12 protein-coding genes are annotated in these 12,797 nt (G+C 56.2%); 6 read left to right on the top strand and 6 right to left on the bottom strand.

Annotated features, from left to right (window positions below; all coding sequences use genetic code 11):
- The first annotated feature begins 14 nt into the window (after positions 1 to 14).
- Positions 15 to 1,082: an FAD-binding domain-containing protein gene (locus AAC621_RS05030; RefSeq protein ID WP_340256340.1), complete on the top strand. Its 1,068-nt coding sequence runs from the start codon at positions 15 to 17 to the stop codon at positions 1,080 to 1,082.
- Between the two features lies 1 nt (position 1,083).
- On the opposite strand, the gene glpD is transcribed toward AAC621_RS05030, so the two are convergent.
- The gene (gene glpD, locus AAC621_RS05035) at positions 1,084 to 2,667 is read right to left on the bottom strand and encodes a glycerol-3-phosphate dehydrogenase (protein ID WP_445322489.1); all 1,584 of its coding nucleotides are present in this window, start codon (positions 2,665 to 2,667) and stop codon (positions 1,084 to 1,086) included.
- 184 nt (positions 2,668 to 2,851) lie between these two features.
- Between glpD and AAC621_RS05040 the strand changes: the two genes are divergently transcribed.
- A complete protein-coding gene (locus tag AAC621_RS05040) occupies positions 2,852 to 3,631 on the top strand; it encodes a DeoR/GlpR family DNA-binding transcription regulator (RefSeq protein ID WP_340252791.1) in 780 nt (259 codons plus the stop codon).
- A gap of 3 nt (positions 3,632 to 3,634) precedes the next feature.
- On the top strand, positions 3,635 to 5,131 hold the full coding sequence (gene glpK / locus AAC621_RS05045) for a glycerol kinase GlpK (RefSeq protein WP_340252793.1): 1,497 nt from the start codon (positions 3,635 to 3,637) through the stop codon (positions 5,129 to 5,131).
- Positions 5,132 to 5,145: 14 nt separating this feature from the next.
- Here the strand turns inward: glpK and AAC621_RS05050 are convergent, their stop codons facing one another.
- The 4 genes from AAC621_RS05050 to AAC621_RS05065 form a co-directional block, all read right to left on the bottom strand.
- Positions 5,146 to 6,180: an AbrB family transcriptional regulator gene (locus tag AAC621_RS05050; RefSeq protein WP_340252795.1), complete on the bottom strand. Its 1,035-nt coding sequence runs from the start codon at positions 6,178 to 6,180 to the stop codon at positions 5,146 to 5,148.
- Positions 6,181 to 6,256: 76 nt separating this feature from the next.
- Positions 6,257 to 7,774, bottom strand: coding sequence for a tripartite tricarboxylate transporter permease (locus AAC621_RS05055; protein WP_340252796.1), 1,518 nt, complete (start codon positions 7,772 to 7,774; stop codon positions 6,257 to 6,259).
- Between the two features lie 12 nt (positions 7,775 to 7,786).
- Positions 7,787 to 8,293, bottom strand: coding sequence for a tripartite tricarboxylate transporter TctB family protein (locus AAC621_RS05060; RefSeq protein WP_340252797.1), 507 nt, complete (start codon positions 8,291 to 8,293; stop codon positions 7,787 to 7,789).
- Between the two features lie 108 nt (positions 8,294 to 8,401).
- Positions 8,402 to 9,388, bottom strand: a complete 987-nt coding sequence (locus AAC621_RS05065) for a tripartite tricarboxylate transporter substrate binding protein (RefSeq protein WP_340252799.1) — start codon at positions 9,386 to 9,388, stop codon at positions 8,402 to 8,404.
- 141 nt (positions 9,389 to 9,529) lie between these two features.
- Here AAC621_RS05065 and AAC621_RS05070 point away from each other — a divergent pair, with 141 nt between their 5' ends.
- The 3 genes from AAC621_RS05070 to AAC621_RS05080 are packed head-to-tail and all read left to right on the top strand — an operon-like array spanning position 9,530 to position 12,578.
- Positions 9,530 to 10,198, top strand: coding sequence for a response regulator transcription factor (locus AAC621_RS05070; RefSeq protein ID WP_340252801.1), 669 nt, complete (start codon positions 9,530 to 9,532; stop codon positions 10,196 to 10,198).
- Positions 10,195 to 11,580 carry a sensor histidine kinase gene (locus AAC621_RS05075; protein ID WP_340252803.1) on the top strand — a complete coding sequence of 462 codons (1,386 nt, stop codon included), beginning with the start codon at positions 10,195 to 10,197 and terminating at the stop codon, positions 11,578 to 11,580. The genes AAC621_RS05070 and AAC621_RS05075 overlap by 4 nt, the downstream gene beginning before the upstream one ends.
- Positions 11,550 to 12,578, top strand: coding sequence for an ABC transporter substrate-binding protein (locus AAC621_RS05080; protein ID WP_340252805.1), 1,029 nt, complete (start codon positions 11,550 to 11,552; stop codon positions 12,576 to 12,578). The genes AAC621_RS05075 and AAC621_RS05080 overlap by 31 nt, the downstream gene beginning before the upstream one ends.
- A 2-nt stretch (positions 12,579 to 12,580) precedes the next feature.
- Here AAC621_RS05080 and AAC621_RS05085 read toward each other — a convergent pair whose 3' ends face one another.
- A complete protein-coding gene (locus AAC621_RS05085; RefSeq protein ID WP_340252807.1) occupies positions 12,581 to 12,781 on the bottom strand; it encodes a hypothetical protein in 201 nt (66 codons plus the stop codon).
- Positions 12,782 to 12,797 lie beyond the last annotated feature (16 nt).

The raw sequence follows: 12,797 nt of genomic DNA on the forward strand, positions 1-12,797 counted from the left end.
AATGGGACAGGCAGATGTTGGATCCCTGCCATTCAGTGCCACATCTTGAGCCAATTTACGAAACGCCCAGTTTGGATTTACCTACGCCTGCGGATTTGGGCCTTGCGCCTGATGGCGGGGATGATCTGCAAGACGGCGGATCAACAGCAGCACGCGCGCTGCTGCACAGTTTTCTCATCAAACGTGGCGCGCCCTATCGATCGGCAATGTCTAGCCCACTTATTGGCGCTGATGCGTGCTCGCGCCTTTCGCCGCATCTCACATTCGGCACGATCTCGCTCCGCGAGGTCGCACAAGCCGCCGCACACCGCGCAGGCACCCTCCCCAAAGGATCGAGCCACAAAGAATGGCGCGGATCCGTGCGCGCCTTTCAATCTCGCCTGTATTGGCACTGCCATTTCATGCAAAAACTAGAAGACGAACCACGGATTGAATGGGAGAATATGCACCCCGCCTATGATGGCCTGCGCGATGATCCACAGGGGCATCCATGGTTCGAAGCGTGGAAAGCTGGGCAAACGGGGCTGCCCTTTCTGGACGCCTGTATGCGATCCCTGCGTCATAGGGGATGGCTGAATTTTCGGATGCGCGCGATGGTGATGGCAGTTGCAAGCTATCACATGTGGTTCCATTGGCGCGAAACTGGCCTGCATCTGGCACGGATGTTCACCGATTATGAGCCCGGAATTCATTGGTCACAGGTGCAGATGCAATCTGGCACAACGGGCATCAACACGATCCGAGTGTATAACCCGATCAAGCAAGGGTTGGATCAAGACCCCTCGGGGGTGTTCATCCGCCGTTGGGTGCCTGAACTTGCACAGCTTTCGGGGGATGCCCTGCACCGCCCGTGGTTGCATCCTGACGCGCATGGCATTTTGGGACGAACGTACCCCAACCCAATCTTTGATCCTGCGGCGCGCGCCAAATGGGCCAAAGATCAGATTTGGGCAAAGCGACGCGCGCCAGATCACGAGGCGGGCGCGGTTGCGGTTCTCACCCGCCATGGAAGCCGCAAATCTCTCCGTAAGACAAAACGTGCCGCCAAACATACCAGGGCACAACTGTCCCTGTTTGATTAGCTTATTCTGCCGCCATCTGCGTTGCAGCGCTTAGCATCCATGCATCAATAGCCGCTATTTGTGATGGGTCTAGCCGCAGCCCCAACTTGCTGCGCCGCCAGACCACATCTTCGGCTGTTTGCGCGAATTCGTGTTTTATAAGCCAACGCACCTCTGCCTCGGTCAAAGTTGCGCCGAAATCGCGCCCGAGATCCTCTGATGTTTGAGCCCCCGCCACTATCGCCCAAGCATCCCGCCCATAGGCGCGAATGAGGCGCGTGGCCCATTTGGGCGTAAGAAACGGATAATCCGCCGCAAGGCTCGCAATCAACCGATCCACATCCCCCACCTCGAAATCGCCACCTGGCAAGGCCACCCCCGCCGTCCACGGCCCGCGCGCGGATTTCGTGAACTCTGCGATTTTCTCAAGCGCGGATTCCGCCAAGCGGCGATAGGTGGTGATCTTGCCGCCAAAAATATTCAGCAAGGGCGCCTCCCCATCCCCTTCAAGGATCAGCGTGTAATCCCGCGTGGCGGCAGATGCCGATTGCGCCCCATCATCATAGAGCGGCCGCAAACCAGAATAATACCACACGATATCTTCGGCAGTAACAGCCGTGTTGAAATAGTTATTCACGAAGGACAGCATATAATCCCGCTCCTCGGTGCTGCATTCGGGGCGGGTATCGGGGTCGCGGTGATCTTTGTCGGTCGTCCCGATTAAGGTGAAATCCTGCTCATAAGGAATGGCAAAACATATGCGCCCGTCCTCACCCTGAAAGAAGTAGCATTTCTCATGGTCATAAAGACGCTTGGTCACAATATGGCTGCCCCGCACGAGACGCACGCCGCCTTTGCTGTTTTGGCCGATCTTCTGGCCGATCACATCGCTGACCCATGGCCCTGCGGCATTGATCAAAATCCGTGCCTGATGGTGATGGGTTTGACCATCGCGGGTCTGGGTGCTGATCTTCCAAATGCCATTCTCCCGCTTGGCGGTCACCACCTTGTGACGCGGCAAGATCACCGCGCCACGCTCGGCCGCATCGCGGGCATTCAGCGCCACAAGACGGCTGTCTTCCACCCAACAATCTGAATATTCATAGGCCTTGGAAAATTTACGGTGCAGCGCCGCCCCCTCAGGGCCTTTGCGCAAATCCACCTCCGAGGTTCTAGGCAATATGTCCCGCCCGCCCAAGTGGTCATAAAGAAACAGGCCCAATCGGATCAACCATTGCGGACGCCGCCCCGCCATCCACGGCATAAGCCGCGCCAACAGTCGCGATGTAGGGGTTTGGCTCTCAAAGCGCATATCTTTGTGATAGGGCAGCACAAACCGCATCGGCCAAGAAATATGAGGCATGGCTTTGAGCAAAATTTCACGCTCAATCAGCGCCTCGCGCACCAAGCGAAACTCAAAATATTCTAGGTAGCGCAACCCACCATGAAACAACTTAGTCGATGCCGAAGACGTAGCCGAGGCCAGATCGTTCATTTCCGCCAAACGCACCGTCAAGCCGCGTCCCGCCGCATCGCGGGCAATGCCGCAGCCATTGATGCCGCCGCCGATGATGAAAAGATCGTCAATCTCGCTCGTCATATCCATTGCGCCTCTCTTGCGGGACTCATTCCACCGAAACCTAACGCCGCTATGGCACAAACGAACACAAACGAAAATGTTAATCTTCAAAATTATTCATTTTTGGCCTCATTCGAAGAATTGACCCCCGATTTTAAGCCATCTAAGGTCTGTTAACCGCGCAATTGCGCGAAAAGGAAAAGGAACGCGCATGTCGCAAAGCTTTCGCTGGCCAGAAATTCTCGACATCGCGCGGCGCGAGGGGAAAGTGAGTGTCGAAGGGCTGGCCGCACATTTTGGTGTGACCACCCAAACGATCCGCCGCGACCTCAGCGATCTTGCCGATGCGGGGAAATTAGAGCGCGTCCATGGCGGCGCGATCCTGCCATCGAGCGTATCAAATATCGGCTATGAAATGCGGCGCGGGTTACACGCTGACGAAAAGGCACGCATAGCTGCAGCCTGTGCGGCCCAAATACCTGATGACATTTCGCTCTTTCTCAATATCGGCACCACGACAGAGGCCGTTGCGCAAAATTTGCTGCATCACAAGAACCTATTGGTGGTCACAAATAACATCAATGTCGCGACCATCCTTGCCGCCAATCCCAATTGCGAGATCATCCTCGCAGGCGGGCAATTGCGCCGCGCCGATGGGGGGCTGATCGGTAAGCTGACCTCGGATGCGGTGGCGCAGTTCAAATTTGACCTTGCGGTCATAGGGTGCTCAGCGATTGATGCGGAAGGAGATATGTTGGATTTCGACATCCAAGAGGTGGGGGTCAGCCAGACAATCATCTCACAATCGCGGCGCGTGTTTTTGGTGGCCGACCGCTCAAAATTTACTCGCAGCGCGCCTGCAAAAATCGCTGCACTTTCGCAAATTGATGCACTGTTTACAGATCATCCGCTTGACGCTCCATTGGCCGCACGTTGCCGTGATTGGGGGCTTGCAACACATATAATCCCACACAGTCCGACAGGGGCCTAAACCATGACCCATATTCTTGCAATTGACCAAGGCACCACCTCGACCCGCGCGATTGTTTACGATGCAGTGTTTGATGCCCTTGCACAGGCGCAAGAGGAGTTCACCCAACACTACCCGCGCTCGGGCTGGGTCGAGCATGACCCGATGGATTTGTGGCAGACCACGCAAAATTGCATCACATCCGCCTTGCGCGATGCCGCGACACCCGCAACAGCGATTGCGGCCATCGGCATCACCAATCAACGTGAAACCGTGCTTCTTTGGGATCGCAAAACGGGCGCGCCCTTACACAATGCCATCGTTTGGCAAGACCGCCGCACAGCGGATCGCTGCGCAACTTTGCGTGCAGCAGGGCATGAAGAGATGATCACCGCTAAGACAGGGCTTGTGCTTGATCCATATTTCTCAGCCAGCAAATTGGCATGGATGTTAGATGAAATCCCAGATGCCCGCAGACGCGCCGAGTCGGGCGAATTGGCCTTTGGCACAGTGGACACTTGGCTGATTTGGCATCTGACGGGGGGCGCGGCCCATGTGACCGATGTGACCAATGCCGCGCGCACGATGCTGTTCGACATCCACAGCCTTGAGTGGTGCGAAGATATCCTTTCGCTTTTTGATATCCCCCGCGCAGTTCTGCCGAATGTTCTCGATTGTGACGCGCATTTCGGGACAACCGCAAAGGATGTAATCGGCGCAGAAATTCCGATCCGCGCCGTTGCGGGTGACCAACAGGCTGCAACAATTGGCCAAGCCTGTTTTGACAAAGGCATGGCCAAAGTCACTTATGGCACTGGGTGCTTTGCGCTGATGAACACAGGCGCAACTGCTGTCCCCTCGAAGAATAAACTTTTGACCACTATCGCTTATCGCATGGATGGGCAAACGGCCTATGCGCTAGAGGGCTCCATCTATATTGCGGGCGCGGTGGTGCAGTGGTTGCGCGATGGGTTGGGCATCATCGCCTCAGCGGCAGAGACACAAGACATGGCCAAAGCCGCAGATCAAGGCCAAGCCATCACGCTTGTGCCCGCCTTTACGGGTTTAGCCGCACCCTATTGGAATTCCGAATGCCGTGGGGCCGTTTTCGGTCTGTCGCGCAACACAGGGCCGAATGAATTGGCGCGCGCCGCGCTTCAATCTGTGGGCTTGCAAACCCGTGATCTGATGGAGGCTATGGCTGCCGATATGGCGGCCTCGCAAACGGGCCAAACGGTTCTGCGGGTGGATGGCGGCATGAGCGCGTCAGACTACGCCCTGCAATATGTGGCCGATATTCTGAATGCGCCAGTCGATCGACCCACGCACCTCGAGACGACCGCCCGCGGCGTTGCGTGGTTGGCAGGCTACAAGGCAGGCCTTTACCCAGACCAAGCAGGCTTCAGAAAAACTTGGGCCATAGATCGTCAATTCGCGCCCAAGATGAATGCGGATACGCGCAATTCAGATTATGCGCGCTGGCAAAGGGCGGTTGCTGCGACCATCGCAGCGGGGGCTTAGTAGTTTGCGTAAGCTTAGGCCTTAATACGAACAATCAGCAGTGGCACAGCCACGCTCAAAATCAGCAGGCGTACCACGTGATGCGCTGCAACCAAAGCAGGCTCAAGGCCTGTGCTGACTGCCAAAGCCGCCATGATTTCCACGCCCCCCGGTGCAAATGCCAGAAGCAGCACCGAAGGGGGCAACCCGATCAGTCTGGCCGCAATGACGGCGCCAATTGCCGCCACCGCGCAAGATACGAGTGTTCCTACCGCCCCCGCCGCCAAGGCCCCCAACAGGCCTTTACGATTCAGCCCTCGAAATCTCGTTCCAATCAAGCAGCCCATCACCATAAAGGCCAGTGAGTTGAGCCAGATCGGCAGATTGCCTGGGGTTAGGTTGGCCCCATGGCCAATGGCCGATGCGGCCATCGCGCCCAACAAAAGCGGCGCAGGTATGGAGATCCGCTTGAAGATGAGACCCAGTGCTAAAGCCGCTGTGAAAACAACCGCAGCTGCAAAAAGACTGATGGCCCCGTGGTCGATGACATAAGCCGTACCTGTCATACCCCAAAAGGAGATGAGCAAGGGCACACATAAGGTCAGCAACAAAACCCGCGTGGTCTGCACCAAAGCCACCCGCGCCACATCCACGCCCATTGAGGTCGACAACCCAAGAACATAGCTGAGATGCCCAGGCGTGGCGGCGAGGGTCGCGGTCATCATATCATAGCCAAAACCGCGCATCAAAATGGCCCGCAGCGAAAAAATCAGCACAACCAAAGTGACCGCCAAAATGGCCAAGGATATTGGCCATGTCAGCGCAGTCTCGATCACCTCAGGTGTGACCGTGCCGCCAATCGAGACGCCAATCACCACGAACACCACATCGCGCAGGGGCAAGGGGATTAAAGTTTTCAATCCCAACATCGTGGCAACCGAAACAGCTGCAGCGGGCCCTGTCAGCATATAGGCAGGAAACCCAATCAGCCAAAAAAGCCCAGCCCCTGCCGCGCCAAGCGCAAGCGTGGGAAGGGTTTCTTTGACAATGCGTTGAGCGGTCGGACGCACCCGATGGGCCTTTGCAATTTTCAACAAAAGGGGGCGCGGATAACCCCCGCGCCCGATTACTTATGTTTTGCGCTGATCAATCGCCATCTGCAACACCAGCCTGACGCAAGCGCGCGCGGCGGGCGCGATAGGCAGGCACAAAAATCAGACCCACCGCAAGGATCAACAACCCCAAGGTCATTGGACGTTCGAGGATAAAGCCAAACCCACGATAAAGCTGCATAGCGCGGGCAAAATTATCCTCCATCATCGTCCCAAGGATGAACCCAATCAGAAGCGGGGCAAGGGGATAATCCGCAAAGCGCAAGATCGTAGCAACCACCCCAAAACCCACCAAGATCAGCAATTCAGTCGCATTGTTTTGGCCGATATAGCTGCTCATCAACGTGAAGAACAAAATGAACGGGATCAGATAGGCCCGGGGGATCGTCAACAGTTTGGCGATATAGGGGATAAGCGGCAGGTTCAGAACCAAAAGAACCAGATTGCCAATATACATCGAGATAATAACCGCCCAGAACACATCAGGCTCATCGGTCATCAATCTTGGGCCAGGGGTGACATTCAGGGCGATCAACGCACCAAGCAAAATCGCAGTTGTCCCAGAGCCAGGAATACCCAAAGTCAGCAGTGGCACGAACGAGCCCGTGCAAGCCGCATTATTCGCAGTCTCGGGCGCAGCCAAACCTTTGATTGAGCCTTTGCCGAATTCTGCCTGCTCTTCGCCATTGGCGATGTTGCGCTCAACCGCATAGCCTAAGAAGGATGCAATCGTGGCCCCCGCACCTGGCAGGACACCGATGAAGAACCCTTGCACCGATTGCCGCCCGATGACGGGTGCAATTTGGCGGGCCTCATCTTTGGTGATGCGCAGATCTTTGATCTCGCCGCCCGAACCACTTTGCGCACCACGCGCAGGGTTTAAGACTAAGAACAGCGCCTCAGGCAGGGCGAACATGGCCATCGCGAGGGTGATGAAAGAAAACCCCGATTGCAATTCCATGATCCCAAAGGTGAAGCGCGGCATATTGGACAAGGCCCCTTCACCGACAGTGCCCATGATAAGGCCAAGAATGGTCATCATCAGCGCCTTGGCGACTTGCCCTGTGCCCGCAAAGGCGGCAATGGCCGAAAGCCCAACAACCATAAGCGCGAAATATTCCGCCGAATGAAACAAAAGCGCGACCGAGGACAGCGCAGGTGCAAAGATCATCAACAAGATCGCGCCGATTGTGCCCCCTGCAAAGGACGCAATGGCTGCAATCGTAAGCGCCTTACCCGCTTGACCCTTTTGCGCCATCGGGTATCCATCAAAGGCGGTGGCAACTGTTCCCGCGACCCCCGGCGCATTAAGCAAAATTGACGAGGTCGACCCGCCAAAAATCGCGCCATAATAGACGCCAGACAACAAGATCAAAGCGCCCGTTGGATCGCCCAATCCAATCGCGACAGGGATCATAATCGCAATAATCGACATTGGCCCGAGACCGGGCAACATACCGATAATGGTGCCAATCACGCAGCCAAACACGACCATCGCAAGGTGAAAGGGCGTTATTGCGGCCGCAAGGCCAAGAAGCAAACCTTCAAGCATGATGCGTCCCCCTCACATCAAAAACGCAGGCCAAGGGCGCAGGAAAATACCCAGCACCTCCTGCACAAGATACCAGATCGTGCCTGCGGCAATCGCGGCCACAGGTATAAGAATGTGAAATTTCCGCTCGCCTAAGATGAACCCACCTAGCGCAAGGAAAAGAATGGTCGCCCCCACAAACCCCGCTGGGCGCAGAAGGAGCGCATAAGCCACCATCAGCGCCAAAAGCGACAGGGCTTGGCCGATATTGTAATCCCCAAGACGGCGGTGATCGATATCTTCGGCGCTTTGCTCTTTTGTTGTATCTGCTTCGGCTGTCTTTGCGGACTTGCCAGAAAAAAGCACAACCAAACCCACAATCACCCCAAGCACACTCAGGATTTTTGGAAATGTTGATGGCCAAATCGGATTGCGCTGCAAAATTGCAGGCAAGAGATGATCCATCGTGAAAAAGGCAGCATAGCCATAGATGCAGCATAGCGCCACAAAGGCCAATGCAATCCAACGTTCTAAGGCCATAAACGCCCCCTTTTTCTCAGCCAAATTTGTGGGTCTGTTGCACGGAAGGGCCGCCGCGAAATGAGGCAGCCCATCCATAGATCAATCGCGCAAAACGCGCTTATCCGCTTAGAGGAAGCCCAACTCGCGCATCAGATCACCGATCTGCTGCTCTTGTGCTTCGAGGAAGCTTTGGAACTCAGTTCCGGGGCGGTAGATATTCACCAGACCCATACGGCCGCGCACTTCTTCCCACTCCGGGGTTTCCATCATCGCCGCCAACATCGCTTGGTAAGCTTCAACTTTTTCTTGCGCCATGCCAGGTGCGGCGAAGAACCCGCGCCAGTTCACGAATTGCGCATCAATACCCTGCTCAGCGAAGGTTGGCGCGTCTGCATAGGCAGGAACGCGGTCAGGGGCGGTCACGCCCAAGATGCGGACCTCACCCTGCTCGGCCAAAGCAACCGCTTCGGAAAAGCCTGTGGACAGCGCATCAATCTCGCCCGACAGCAAGCCCGCCATCGCCTCACCACCGGCGTCATAACCGATATAGTTAAACGCAGTGGGATCTTCGTCCGCAGCCTGCATTACAATCGCCGCGACCAAGTGATCCATCCCACCAGGAACCGAACCCCCACCAATGGCAAAATCCATCGGCGCTTCGCGGTATGAAGCCAATGCATCTTCCATCGATGTCAGCGGGCTATCTGCAGTTACAACCAATGCCGCGTAGTCACCCACTGTTCCTGCGATCAAGGTCAGGTCACGGAAGCTTTGAGAAATCTCGCCCGTCAAAGCGCGGATGACGATGGGGGTTGAGTTTACCATCAATGTGCCATCGCTTGAGGCTGCATTTTCGATCAAATGCGCAATGGCGACGCCGCCGCCACCGCCTGACATGTTTTCAAATGTGGCATTGCCCACAAGACCAGAATTGACCAACGCCTCGCCTGTGCCGCGCGCTGTGCCATCCCAACCACCGCCAGCACCGCCGGGGATGAGAAAGTGAACCTGATCCATCATTTGATGCCCGCCCGCATTGGACATGCCCGAGAATGCAAGCGTAGCAGTTGCAGCCGCGATCATAGCGCGGCGTGTCCACCCAAAGGTGTTCATAGTGTATTCCTCCCATTTGACAGGCGATCCTCCACCGCCATAGTCTCACCCAACCACAGAAAGCTGACACGAGCCTGACACGCAGGACGAAAACATCAGCCCACCTGTATGGGGAATAGTCAGGGAAAGGCCACGCGCCCAATGCGCTATCTGCTTGTAGAGGATAACGAGGAATTGGCCGAAGCGGTGGTCAAACGTCTGGTCTTGGACGGTCATGCGGTCGATCACGCCCCAGATTTGGCCCATGCGCGCGCTTGCCTTGCGGATGCCAGCTACGATCTGATCTTGCTTGATGTGATGCTTCCCGATGGCGATGGTCGCGCATTTTTGGCGCAAAGCCGCATCCATATCGAAACGCCCGTGATCATGTTAACCGCCCGCAGCCAAGTGTCGGATCGGGTCGGCGCCCTTGACCAAGGGGCCGATGACTACATCACGAAACCCTTCGATTTTTCCGAATTAGAGGCGCGGTGCCGCGCCGTTTTGCGCCGCCGCGGCGGGGCCGCGCGCAATGATATCGCGCTTGGCCAAACCACCTTTGACCCGCTTGCAGGCACGCTGCGCCATGGCGCGCATACCATCGAATTGCGCAGCCGCGAATTGCGTCTTTTGGAAGTGTTCGTGCGCCATCAAGGACAGATTTTGTCAAAGGCGCAATTGATGGACAGGCTGTTTTCCTATGATGCAGAGATCACAGAAAACGCGATTGAGGTCTATGTGGGCCGCTTGCGCCGCCGTCTTGATGGAACGGATATTCACATCGAGACTGTGCGCGGCATTGGGTATCGGATGGAGGTGAAAACCCCGTGAGCGAGGCGCAACAGGGCACAGGTTCCATTGGTCGGCGATTAACGCTCTATCTCGCGATTGTGGCAGCACTGTTGTCATTGCTGTCTTGGGGGATGGTTGCGGGGTTTGCCCGCCAAGCCGCCGAAGAAACCCAAGATAACGTCTTGGCCGCTGCTGTGACTGCAATCGCCGAAACCCTGCGCAGCGAGCAGGGCGAATTGCGGCTTGAACTGCCCTATTCTGCGTTTTCCATGCTCGGCGCGATTAGCGAGGATCGGGTTTTTTATCGGGTCACCGCGAATGGCGCATTGCTGACAGGCTATGCAGATCTTCCAGTTGCCACTGACCCGCACACCCGCGCAGGCGAGGTCAGTTTTGCAACGCAATCTTATCGCGGCGAAGATTTGCGACTGGCCACGCTCTCGCGCCGAATATTGGCGGGAAATCAACCGACATTGGTGATCGTCACAGTCGGACAAACCCGCGAAGGTATTGCCGCCATCGCGCTTGACCTCTCGCGTCAAGCAGGCCTGTTGTCGATTGCCTTTTTCTTGGTCGCGGTGCTGCTGTCCTTTTTTGCCGCCCGCACATCATTGCGGCCCTTAAACGAGATTGCAGGGGCTGTCTCGCGGCGCGGGCCATCCGATTTGCGCCCCTTACGCCGCCCCGCCCCTGATGAATTGGCGCCGCTCATTGCCGCGCTCAATCGCTTCATGGATCGATTGGGGCAATCCATTCGCCGCTCGGAAGAGTTTATTCTAGAGGCCGCGCATCGCGTCCGCACACCTTTGGCAACTGTTCGGGTGCAAGCGGATCTGGCCTTGCGCAACGCCTCAGGCGAGGCCGAACGCAACCGCCTGCGCCAGATGATCCGCGCGATTGATGAAAGCTCCCGTTCGGCGGGACAGCTTTTGGATCACGCGACTGTGGCCTTCCGCGCGGATGATCTTCTGCGCGATCATATCTCGCTCAAAAGTTTGGCCGCCCAAACGGCGACTGCAATGACCCCTACGGCAAGCATGAAGGATATCGACATTGACCTGAAAGCCGAGGACATCATCGTTGCAGGTGATGCGGTGCTGCTCGACAGCGCGTTACGCAATATTCTCGACAACGCCATCAAATATTCGCCTGAAGACACCACCATATCAATTTGCGTGGAAACCAAAGGGGGCTATGGCTACATCACTGTGCGCGATGAGGGCACAGGGCTAGGCGATGACCCTGCCGAAGTTCTCACGCAGCGTTTCAAACGAGGACGCAACACCGAAAACATTGTGGGATCAGGATTGGGCCTTACCATTGCCGCTGATGTTTTGGCCGCCCATGGCGGGCGCTTAGAATTGTCAAATAATAAGGAAGGAAAGGGCACATGCGCCTCGCTTATCTTACCCTTGCTTTAAGTCTGTGGATCAGCCCTGCAACCGCCTTTGAACCAGAGGATTTCCTACGCATCGAAGGCACGGGCGACAGGGTTTTGCGGATACTCTCCACCGCTGATTTGGACGTCTTCACACCCTATCTCGAAGCGTTTCATCGCGCCAATCCAACCTTAGATTTGGAATATACGGTTGCCTCCTCTGCGGATTTGCATCGTGAGATCAGTTCAGGCGCGGTCTATGATGTGGCCATTTCATCGGCGATGGATTTGCAATTCCAACTGGCCAATGATGGGCTGACACAACGCTATCGCTCGCCCATGACACAAAGCTTGCCAGACTGGGCCACATGGCGTGATGTCATTTTCGCATTCACGACCGAGCCCGCGGTGGTCTTGGTTTCGACTGAATATTTTGCAGGGCTATCCATTCCGCAGTCGCGGCAGGATTTGATCGAAGTTTTACGCGACAACCCAGCACGTTTCGCAGGGTCTATCGGCACCTATGATGTGCGGGACAGTGGGCTTGGCTATCTGTTTGCCACGCAGGAAGCCCGTGCCACAGATGCCTATTGGCGACTCTCCGAAGTGATGGGCCGTCTCAACCCCACGCTCTATTGCTGTTCAAGCCAAATGATTGAGGATGTGATGAGTGGCAAACTGGCCCTCGCCTATAATGTCTTGGGCAGTTACGTGGCAGAAAGTTTGGCCGATCAATCTGAAGGTCGTGTCCAAATTCTGCGGATGACCGATTTTTCCAACGTGATTTTGCGCACCGCCTTGATCCCGAGCACGGCGCAGAACCCAAACGATGCAGGGGCGTTTATTGATGCGCTGCTCAGTATCGCCCTGCGCGATGGGGCCGATGGTTGGCCCCTGCCGCCGCTCAATGACACATCGCCTGCTGCGTCTAGTGCGGGATTTGGGCCTATTCGGATCGGCCCCGCCCTGATGGTCTATCTTGACCCGCTCAATCGGCGCAATTTTTTGGCCGAATGGGAAAACGCGATTGTGCAACAATAACGCTAGCCTGCAAAACTCCACCGTTGCAAAACGGAAATCGCATAGGCCTGCGAGAGGCTTGTGAGCGCCGCGCTTGATCCTTCGGCCTCTAAGCCCAAAGCCTCGAAATGACCGCAAGATTGACAGGTGATCTTTGTCGAATCCATCACGATATCGCTTGCCGCACATTCAGGACAAATGGCGGCAACATCATCATTGAACATGAACTCTCCTCCTCCC

It is taken from the genome of Roseobacter sp. HKCC-CH-9208 (assembly GCF_037805125.1).
Lineage (GTDB): Bacteria > Pseudomonadota > Alphaproteobacteria > Rhodobacterales > Rhodobacteraceae > M30B80.

Bases quoted from the DNA above. Each gene is read 5' to 3' on its own strand.
- AAC621_RS05080 (WP_340252805.1), top strand. From the start codon at position 11,550: ATGCGCCTCGCTTATCTTACCCTTGCTTTAAGTCTGTGGATCAGCCCT.
- AAC621_RS05040 (WP_340252791.1), top strand. From the start codon at position 2,852: ATGTCGCAAAGCTTTCGCTGGCCAGAAATTCTCGACATCGCGCGGCGC.
- AAC621_RS05070 (WP_340252801.1), top strand. From the start codon at position 9,530: ATGCGCTATCTGCTTGTAGAGGATAACGAGGAATTGGCCGAAGCGGTG.
- glpK (WP_340252793.1), top strand. From the start codon at position 3,635: ATGACCCATATTCTTGCAATTGACCAAGGCACCACCTCGACCCGCGCG.
- AAC621_RS05030 (WP_340256340.1), top strand. From the start codon at position 15: ATGTTGGATCCCTGCCATTCAGTGCCACATCTTGAGCCAATTTACGAA.
- AAC621_RS05060 (WP_340252797.1), bottom strand. From the start codon at position 8,293: ATGGCCTTAGAACGTTGGATTGCATTGGCCTTTGTGGCGCTATGCTGC.
- AAC621_RS05065 (WP_340252799.1), bottom strand. From the start codon at position 9,388: ATGAACACCTTTGGGTGGACACGCCGCGCTATGATCGCGGCTGCAACT.
- AAC621_RS05085 (WP_340252807.1), bottom strand. From the start codon at position 12,781: ATGTTCAATGATGATGTTGCCGCCATTTGTCCTGAATGTGCGGCAAGC.
- AAC621_RS05055 (WP_340252796.1), bottom strand. From the start codon at position 7,774: ATGCTTGAAGGTTTGCTTCTTGGCCTTGCGGCCGCAATAACGCCCTTT.
- glpD (WP_445322489.1), bottom strand. From the start codon at position 2,667: ATGGATATGACGAGCGAGATTGACGATCTTTTCATCATCGGCGGCGGC.